This window comes from Methylocaldum sp. (assembly GCF_035627495.1).
Lineage (GTDB): Bacteria > Pseudomonadota > Gammaproteobacteria > Methylococcales > Methylococcaceae > Methylocaldum.
Map to the genome: position 1 here is coordinate 1 of NZ_DASPLO010000176.1, position 7,519 is coordinate 7,519.

5 protein-coding genes are annotated in these 7,519 nt (G+C 53.6%); 4 read left to right on the plus strand and 1 reads right to left on the minus strand.

Annotated elements, in window-relative coordinates; translation table 11 throughout:
* The first annotated feature begins 776 nt into the window (after positions 1–776).
* From zorA to VEB01_RS16225, 4 genes are read left to right on the plus strand one after another with little or no spacing between them, the layout of a single operon-like run.
* On the plus strand, positions 777–2,684 hold the full coding sequence (gene zorA, locus VEB01_RS16210) for an anti-phage ZorAB system protein ZorA (RefSeq protein ID WP_324877232.1): 1,908 nt from the start codon (positions 777–779) through the stop codon (positions 2,682–2,684).
* Positions 2,685–2,734: 50 nt separating this feature from the next.
* Positions 2,735–3,514: an OmpA/MotB family protein gene (locus tag VEB01_RS16215; RefSeq protein WP_324877234.1), complete on the plus strand. Its 780-nt coding sequence runs from the start codon at positions 2,735–2,737 to the stop codon at positions 3,512–3,514.
* Positions 3,511–4,923: an EH signature domain-containing protein gene (locus VEB01_RS16220; protein ID WP_324877236.1), complete on the plus strand. Its 1,413-nt coding sequence runs from the start codon at positions 3,511–3,513 to the stop codon at positions 4,921–4,923. The genes VEB01_RS16215 and VEB01_RS16220 overlap by 4 nt, the downstream gene beginning before the upstream one ends.
* Positions 4,923–7,400: a DEAD/DEAH box helicase gene (locus VEB01_RS16225; protein WP_324877238.1), complete on the plus strand. Its 2,478-nt coding sequence runs from the start codon at positions 4,923–4,925 to the stop codon at positions 7,398–7,400. Before VEB01_RS16220 ends, VEB01_RS16225 begins: the two co-directional genes overlap by 1 nt.
* Here VEB01_RS16225 and VEB01_RS16230 read toward each other — a convergent pair.
* Positions 7,393–7,519, minus strand: a 127-nt coding sequence (locus tag VEB01_RS16230) for a transposase (RefSeq protein WP_414675399.1), incomplete at its 5' end; no start/stop codon positions are given. The genes VEB01_RS16225 and VEB01_RS16230 overlap by 8 nt on opposite strands.

Genomic DNA, 7,519 nt, shown 5'->3' on the forward strand with positions numbered 1-7,519 from the left:
GCAACACATCTCCGAGTCGGTCGAGCTTGGCTTCTCGTTCCTCAGCAGCAAACAGGCTCTCTTTGATCTTCATGGCGGGGCTTCTTGCATGGGTTGAGAGATAGCCATTATCTCAGCAGACAGGTTTTTCGAGGCGCCCTATTGGGAAAATTCTTCCAAGGTGAAACGTTCGGCTTCAGTGAGTTCGATTTAGCAAGACATAGCCGGGTACGAATTCTGTATGGAATTTATCCTAGTTTACCTTATTGTTTCGGTAACTAAAGGGCGATTTTCAATACATGACTATCAGTGTAACTATCTGAATTAACGGAAAATAATTAGAAATGCGTTCGATACACGATTCTGATTTAACGGCCGGACCAATAATCGTCTCAAATCGGTTTCACGAATTCACTTATCCAGGTACCTAAATCCAGGGAATATGCTTTCATGATAGGCTTCCTTGAAGGCGAAAACGATTAGACCTTATAACAATCGAGTAAATTCGGAAATATATATTCCAGCAGACAAACACGTTATCAGCAAAAAAGCGGAATCGCTTCACGATGACTTGATCGGATTCTTCGTCAATCGGGCATTGCTTTCAACCGAATTGACCCACTCCCATATAACCACTATATTCCACCGCAATAACCGGGACAAATTCTGTCCATTCTAGCCCTGAAACACTGAGGGGGCATCCTCCTACATTCGGATTCCAGCCGGACTCGACAGGCGTTGTGCCATTTGGGCGCAATGAATTTTCAACTCACTTTGCTCCCTTGGCCACATTGGTTATGGAATCCGACTCGTCGAATTCAATTACGGCAGTTCTGCTGCCGATATTTGATTTTTTTAAGCACCCGGAAGTGGCGGTCGGCATCGCCGGCGGCATGCTTGTCATCGCCCTGCTCATCCTGCTCTGGTTCGTTATCAAGCACATGGTGCCGATGCTCAGCACCCTTCGCCGGGTGAAGAAGCAACTTCGCGCAACGCCAGACCATGACGCTTTCAATAACGACTTCGCTCGAATCGACGAGGTTATAACGCAAGAGCGGCTGTTGAAGCACGGCTGGGAAGAATTCAAGGAAACATTGATTCTCCCTAGACTTGGTGAGCCTGGGGCTATCAGAAATACGGTCCGTCCATCGACCTATCTCAATGTTGGTAGCGTCTCCAGCGAACTTAATCTTTCCTTTTACCAAGCAGTCCCGAACTATTTCGTCGGCATCGGCCTGCTGTTCACCTTCCTGGGGTTGGTAGCCGCCATTTACTTCGCCAGTGAGGGCGTCGCCGGTGACGTCAAACAGGCAAAGGATTCCCTTGGCAACTTGTTGACTGCCGCGACCTTCAAATTTGCCACCTCGATCGCGGGCCTGGGCTCATCGATCCTGCTTTCGCTTTTCGTCAAATTACTGAGCCTTCGCGTCCAACTCTACTTTGATCGACTGTGCGAACTCCTGGAGCAGCGAATGACATCAGTCACGCCCGAGTGGCTGGCATTCCAACAGGTCGATGAACTCAAAAAGCAGACTATTCAGCTGGAGCGTTTCAATACGGACTTTGCCGTCGAGGTCGCTAAGGCACTGGAACTGCGTCTTAACGATTCGCTTGGAGCGGTGATCGGCAAGGCAGTCGAGCCGATGGTCACGGCAATTGATGGGATGGCAAAAAATTTCGGGGAAGTGAACCAGGACGCCATGCACCAGATGGTGGGTGAGTTCAAGAGCAGCCTTCAGGGTACAACTGGTGCTGAAATGACTGCCCTGGCCCAGACATTGGCCACGCTCCAGGAGACCCTTGGGACAATGATTTCGGGACTCGGACAAAGTGGTGGCAGCTTCAGCGACAGAATTGAAAAAGCAGCCGAGCGCTTGGAAAACCTTATTGGTGGGGCAGCACGGTCGATGGAAACGAGCGTCGCGGAATCGGCTTCGCGACTTGAGAAAATCCTCGCTGGGGCATCCCAGTCGCTGCGGACCGACGCTGAGCTGGTTTCATCTGAACTGGGGGCAGCCATTGCCCAAATCGCCAAGCAGTTCCAAGGTGGCCTTGCCGACGCTGCCTCGCAGTGGAAAGGCGAACTTTCGGCGTCTGCCGAAGGTATCAGAGGGGCAGTTGATCGGGCAGGTAATATCCTTGCCACGAGGGTGGATGCGGCCACCCAGCGTTTCGGTGAGGTCGTTACACCTTTCGCCACTCAGATTAAAGGGCTTGAAAGTACTCTCCACGCTCTTGATGGTCGTTTGACAGCCCAACTTGACGGTTTCGATGGATCGATTATCCGTCTCCGGGAGGTCATGGCGGAAATTGACCAGTCCTTAATCCAGCTTCGAGAGGCTGGAACTCCCATCGCTCAGACCGCTGACCGCTTTGGCCGCGCTGCCCAGCAAATTGAGGCCACTTCGCAGGCGGTCAAACAGGCCCACGATCAGCTCACCGAGGTTGCGAAGACAATCCGCGACGGGGCTCAGTCTGTCCAGCAGAGCTGGGAAAGCTACCGTCAACGTTTCGAAAAGGTGGATGAGGATCTGTCCGCCGCATTCGGGCGAATCCAACAGGGAACTGACGCCTATCACGGCCGAGTTATCGAATATGTTGAGAAGATGGATGGGCACTTTGCAAAATCCCTGACTCTACTAAGCGGCGGTATTACGGAACTCAAAGAGACGGTCGAAGAACTGACGGAGGCGCTGACAAACTGATGGAGGCAGCTGAGAAAATGACCCAGGCTGGCGTTTGAAGAGACTGATCCATGGCTAGTCCGAACAATGGCATGCATACGACCGAGGAAGAAAGCTATTTCGTCTCCATGACCGACCTGATGGTGGGCATGCTCTTCATCTTCATCATTATGCTGATGGCCTTCGCCCTGAATCTCCGGGAGCAAGAGGAAAAGTTTGACCAGACTACCAGCGCTCTCACTCAGGCAAACGAGACGCGCAGGGAGATGCTGGAAGACATCAAGAATCAGATGGAACGGCTTGGTGTAAAGGTCATCATCGACCCGGAAAACGGCGTGCTTCGCCTACCCGAGGAACTGCTTTTTCCACGAGGCGAGTTCCAATTGACCGAGAAGGGACGCGAAGCCCTGAAACGTTTGGCGGAAGTCATGACCAAAGTACTTCCCTGCTACGCCAACGCTCCAACAAAAATTCTATCTTCATGCCTGCCATCCCGCGGTGGTCGGCTTGAGGCCGTATTCATTGAGGGCCACACAGATGACCATCCCATCGTCAGCAGAATGAACAATGGCATCAAGTCCAACTGGGATCTCTCCGCAGCCCGAGCCATCAAGACGTTCAATGCGCTGGTCCAACACGCACCCTCGCTGGCTCTTGTCGACAATGACAGCCGCCAACGCATTCTCGGCGTCAGTGGATATGCAGAGAATCGTCCGGTCCGTAAGGAGAACAATGAAGAAGCCCGTGCAGCCAATAGACGAATCGACCTTCGGTTCCTAATGGCCACGCCTAATACGGAAGAGTTGTCCAGAATCAAGGAGAGCGTTAAAGAAGGCGTAATGCGTCGATGACTTTAAGAGAAAGCCTTGCAACCGCGAGGCCGGTGATTCCCCCCCGTTTGCCCGATCTGCCCAGGGTCGCTATCGAAGAGGAAAAATTAGCAAGGAATTTCGACAAAGAGACTAAACCAGTATCCACTTTGGATGCCGAGGCTTTGACTCGCCGTTTCAGGACTGCTCTTCTAAACGGTACATGGCAAAGCATTTCGTTCGGCGAGTGGAAGCTTGCGGTTTGGATAATGTTTATTGGTGAAAAGCCGCTGGCCGATGAGCCCGAATTTCTCGACCGGCTTTTTGAACAGTTTCGGTCCTGCAGAAAACAAACCGCTTATAAAGGACTGATCTTGGCATACTTGAACGAGTTCGATCCTTCAAAGCCGGCTATCCGGCGGGTGGCACAGGAGCTTGAAGGGGCTGTGCGGCAATTCAATTGGGCTTGGACCGACCGGCATGACCGTTACCGCCTCTTTGCTCCTGACGAAGCGCCTCGCCAAATCGCTAACGCATGTTTGGCACCTCCCGCCGCTCCCCGAAGCGTCCTTGAATCACTTGGCATGGGAGGTAGCCGAGCATCTGGGGGGATGGCTGCCCATGCGTGGCTTCAGGCGCTCCATAGACTGTCGCAGCTGCTTTTGCAGCAGGGACCTAAACTGGAACACGTTGACACCATCTTGGATTGGAGCGTAGTCGACGGCAGACTACTTTATCCGACCCCTTCCCATCGAGCAGCTTTGGCTTCTGCTCTCCTATTGCCATGGGCCGAGCGCAATCCTACAGAGGAAATCAAGGATAACGTTTCCACCTTCCTCCTGGCGCATTTAAAGGATCCCCGACTTCCCTTCAATGCCAAGGAATGGGTTGGAGTTCCGGATGAAGCGGTCGCGGTGCTTCGCAAATGGTTGACCGGAGTCGCCCTTGAGCAGTTTTGCGAAGTAGTCGATCAAGTCGCCCAAGAGCGCATGTGGCGCTACCGGCGCGCTTTCTGGCTGGCTTACTACAATGCCGATGTGATCAACGATGCTTGGGTGCTCTTTGGCCCTAACGCCCAGAGTTATGCCCGACGTGCCTTTGGAAAGACGCGGTCTTACGGGATTTTAGAAAGGGGTTATCAGGTTCAGGCAGATCATTCAGTGTTATTAATGAAAATTGGCAAACTCACCGTCGCTGACTGGAGCCACAACGGCAAGTGCCACATATGGATCGACGGCAATAGCTTCACACCCAAGCTATATCTGCAAAGATACACGAGGGATGATGTGATTCGTGGGGCCGATTACCTTGACCCTCATGGCAAACAAGGGCAGGCACATTATGGCAGCGAGCATGGGAAGTGGCAGTCGCTCGTTTCCTCTTATATTGAGAAACACACGAAAATACGGATATCCGAGCGAGATTATATGCCCTACGGCTGGAAACGCTGATGGCAAAGGTCGAACTTTCCTGTGAAGTCCAACCTCAAGGCTTCGAGTTCCGCCTTCTGCGTCATCGTCTGCTCGGCGCCGCCCAAGCTTTTGCTGTCAGCGAATGGCCTGAAGCCGCTTCAGACTCCCTGCTTCCAGGCGTTTCACAGCTCCTCGCCTGGCTGGATGATGAGGCAAGTGCCTCCATTGTGGGAGACGTCGTCATCGTCCACCATCACGTCATTGCTGCTCTTGACATTGGCACAGCGCGAGCGATTTCGGCACCACCCACCCCGCCCTTCATTCTTGATCTCCAGCACGTCGGGACCATCGACCGCCCGGAGTTCCGCTTCAAAATCACGTGGCTCCAAACGAACGGGCAACCGGTCCCTGGTCTCCGGAGGGAAGGAGCGGCGCTCAAGGTTGGGAGCAGGTTTTTCAGAATTCCTGAGCCCTTTTACGGAATCGTTGAGACCGCTGACGCATTCAACGCGACCCCTCCTGACGACATGGACGGCCGTTTCCGAGCGTGGGCAAAAATGAGAGGACTGCTTCCGGAGGAAAGCGGCAACTCCATTCAAGTGGATGGCTATCTGGGGAGCACCCGAGTTGCCCATGCCGCCAGCTTCTCGTTGGCGTTGCATAGCGGAGCCGACGGTTTTACTTTCGACCCGGTATTGTTCGGGCCTGATCTGACCAGTGCTGTAGCTGACGGACTTGAAGAGATGCCGCACGAGGTCGAAAGCCTTCTCCCGCCCGCTCAACAGGAACTGTTCGCTCGAAAAAGGTTTCTGGAATCCATGGAGTGCCGTGCACGCTACACTCTTGGGGCCGGCTGGTATGTCGTTTTGGATGAGCCAGTACGGAAAGCGCTGGGCGTGGTCAGGCAGGTGCAACGGGCACACCAGAATGTCCGAAAGGAATTTGTCCGCAATCCACGCTCCTATATCGCCAAAGCTCTTTCGGATGAATTTCCTGACGACGTGCTTGAGGCAATCTTCCTCGAAACAGCGGAGTTTTCTGATCGCGTCCGGGACGTCGGCATTTGGCAGACCAAGGTTCTACCCTGGGTAAAGAAGAATAAGGAAACCTGGTTGCCGGAGGCCTTCGGCATCCGAGTCGGTGGCCAAACGGTAAAGCTTGAGCCAGGCCAAGTGCCTGACTTGCAAACCGCTGTTGAATCCGCGATCACCGACGGCAAACCCTCCGTGAATTGGAATGGAATAGACATCCCAGCCACATCCGATACCCTGTCGACCCTAATCTCGCTGATGGGCGAGATAAAACCGTCCCCGGAATCGTCACCGGTGACGGAATACGAGCAAGAAGCTGTCGACTTCGACCACGGTTCCATTGGGGATGGCGGTCAATATGTGCTGGAAATTGACGACAATCTCTCGGAAGTAGGATACCACCGTGTCCGGATTTCCCGGCCAACTGCTCCCGCAAAAGCCATTCCGACACGTCTGAAGACCGCGCTAAAGACACATCAAACAGAAGGGCTGGCCTGGTTGCAAGATGCTTGGATATCGGGACACCCAGGTGTGCTGTTGGCTGACGATATGGGATTGGGCAAGACGTTACAGGCGCTCGCCTTTCTTGCATGGTTGCGGGAGGGCATGGACCTTGGCCATCCAAAGCCTGCTCCGATCCTGATCGTTGCCCCGACTGGCCTACTGAAAAATTGGGAACAGGAGCACAATCAGCATCTGCACCTTCCCGGATTGGGCGATGTTCTTCGAGCCTTCGGTTCAGGCCTTGTGGATATTCGCAGCCGCGGGGGAAGGGAAATCCAGATTGGGCAGGCAACCTTGGATTCGACGAGATTGTCCAAGGCCAACTGGATTCTGACGACCTATGAGACCCTTCGGGACTACCAGCACAGCTTTTGTGCCATTCGATATGCGGCGGTCGTTTTCGATGAGATGCAGAAGATCAAGATGCCAGGCACCGTTATGACCCACGCCGCGAAAGCACTGAATGCGGACTTCATCGTCGGCCTTACCGGCACCCCTATAGAGAACAGGCTCGCAGACTTGTGGTGCCTCATGGATACCATTCAGCCTGGCCTACTCAACGACTTGGCTACCTTCAGCCGCATTTACGAGAAGGAAGAGAAGCCGGACGATCTCAGACAACTCAAAGCGATTTTGACGGAGCCCTCTCCGTCGGCGCCGCAGATCATGATGCGGAGAATGAAAGCCGATCGCTTGAAGGGGTTGCCCGAAAAGATTGAGCACCCACTGGAGCAGTTGATGTCGCCAATACAAGCACAAGCCTACAACGAGGCCGTTAGGGCGGCTCGGACCGGTGGTGGAGGCAGCAAGATTCTTGAAGCGTTACATCGCCTCAGGTCAATCTCACTCCACCCAATTCACCCAAGTTCGGCGGCAGACGACGGTTATGTCGAATTGTCGGCTCGTTTCAAGCTGGCTTTGGGAATTCTCGACGGAATCGCAGCCAAAGGAGAAAAAGCGCTAGGGCGTGTCCTCAATTGAGCCAGATAACGGCTGCAGTGAGAAAAATGGCGGCCAGAAAGTTGCAATCGGTTTTGTCATAGCGGGTAGCGATGGCGCGGAATTGCTTGAGTTTGCAGAAAAAATTCTCGATCAGGTGG

Excerpts from the sequence above, each read along its gene's own strand:
- VEB01_RS16215 (WP_324877234.1), top strand. The coding sequence starts at position 2,735 with ATGGCTAGTCCGAACAATGGCATGCATACGACCGAGGAAGAAAGCTAT.
- VEB01_RS16220 (WP_324877236.1), top strand. The coding sequence starts at position 3,511 with ATGACTTTAAGAGAAAGCCTTGCAACCGCGAGGCCGGTGATTCCCCCC.
- VEB01_RS16225 (WP_324877238.1), top strand. The coding sequence starts at position 4,923 with ATGGCAAAGGTCGAACTTTCCTGTGAAGTCCAACCTCAAGGCTTCGAG.
- zorA (WP_324877232.1), top strand. The coding sequence starts at position 777 with ATGGAATCCGACTCGTCGAATTCAATTACGGCAGTTCTGCTGCCGATA.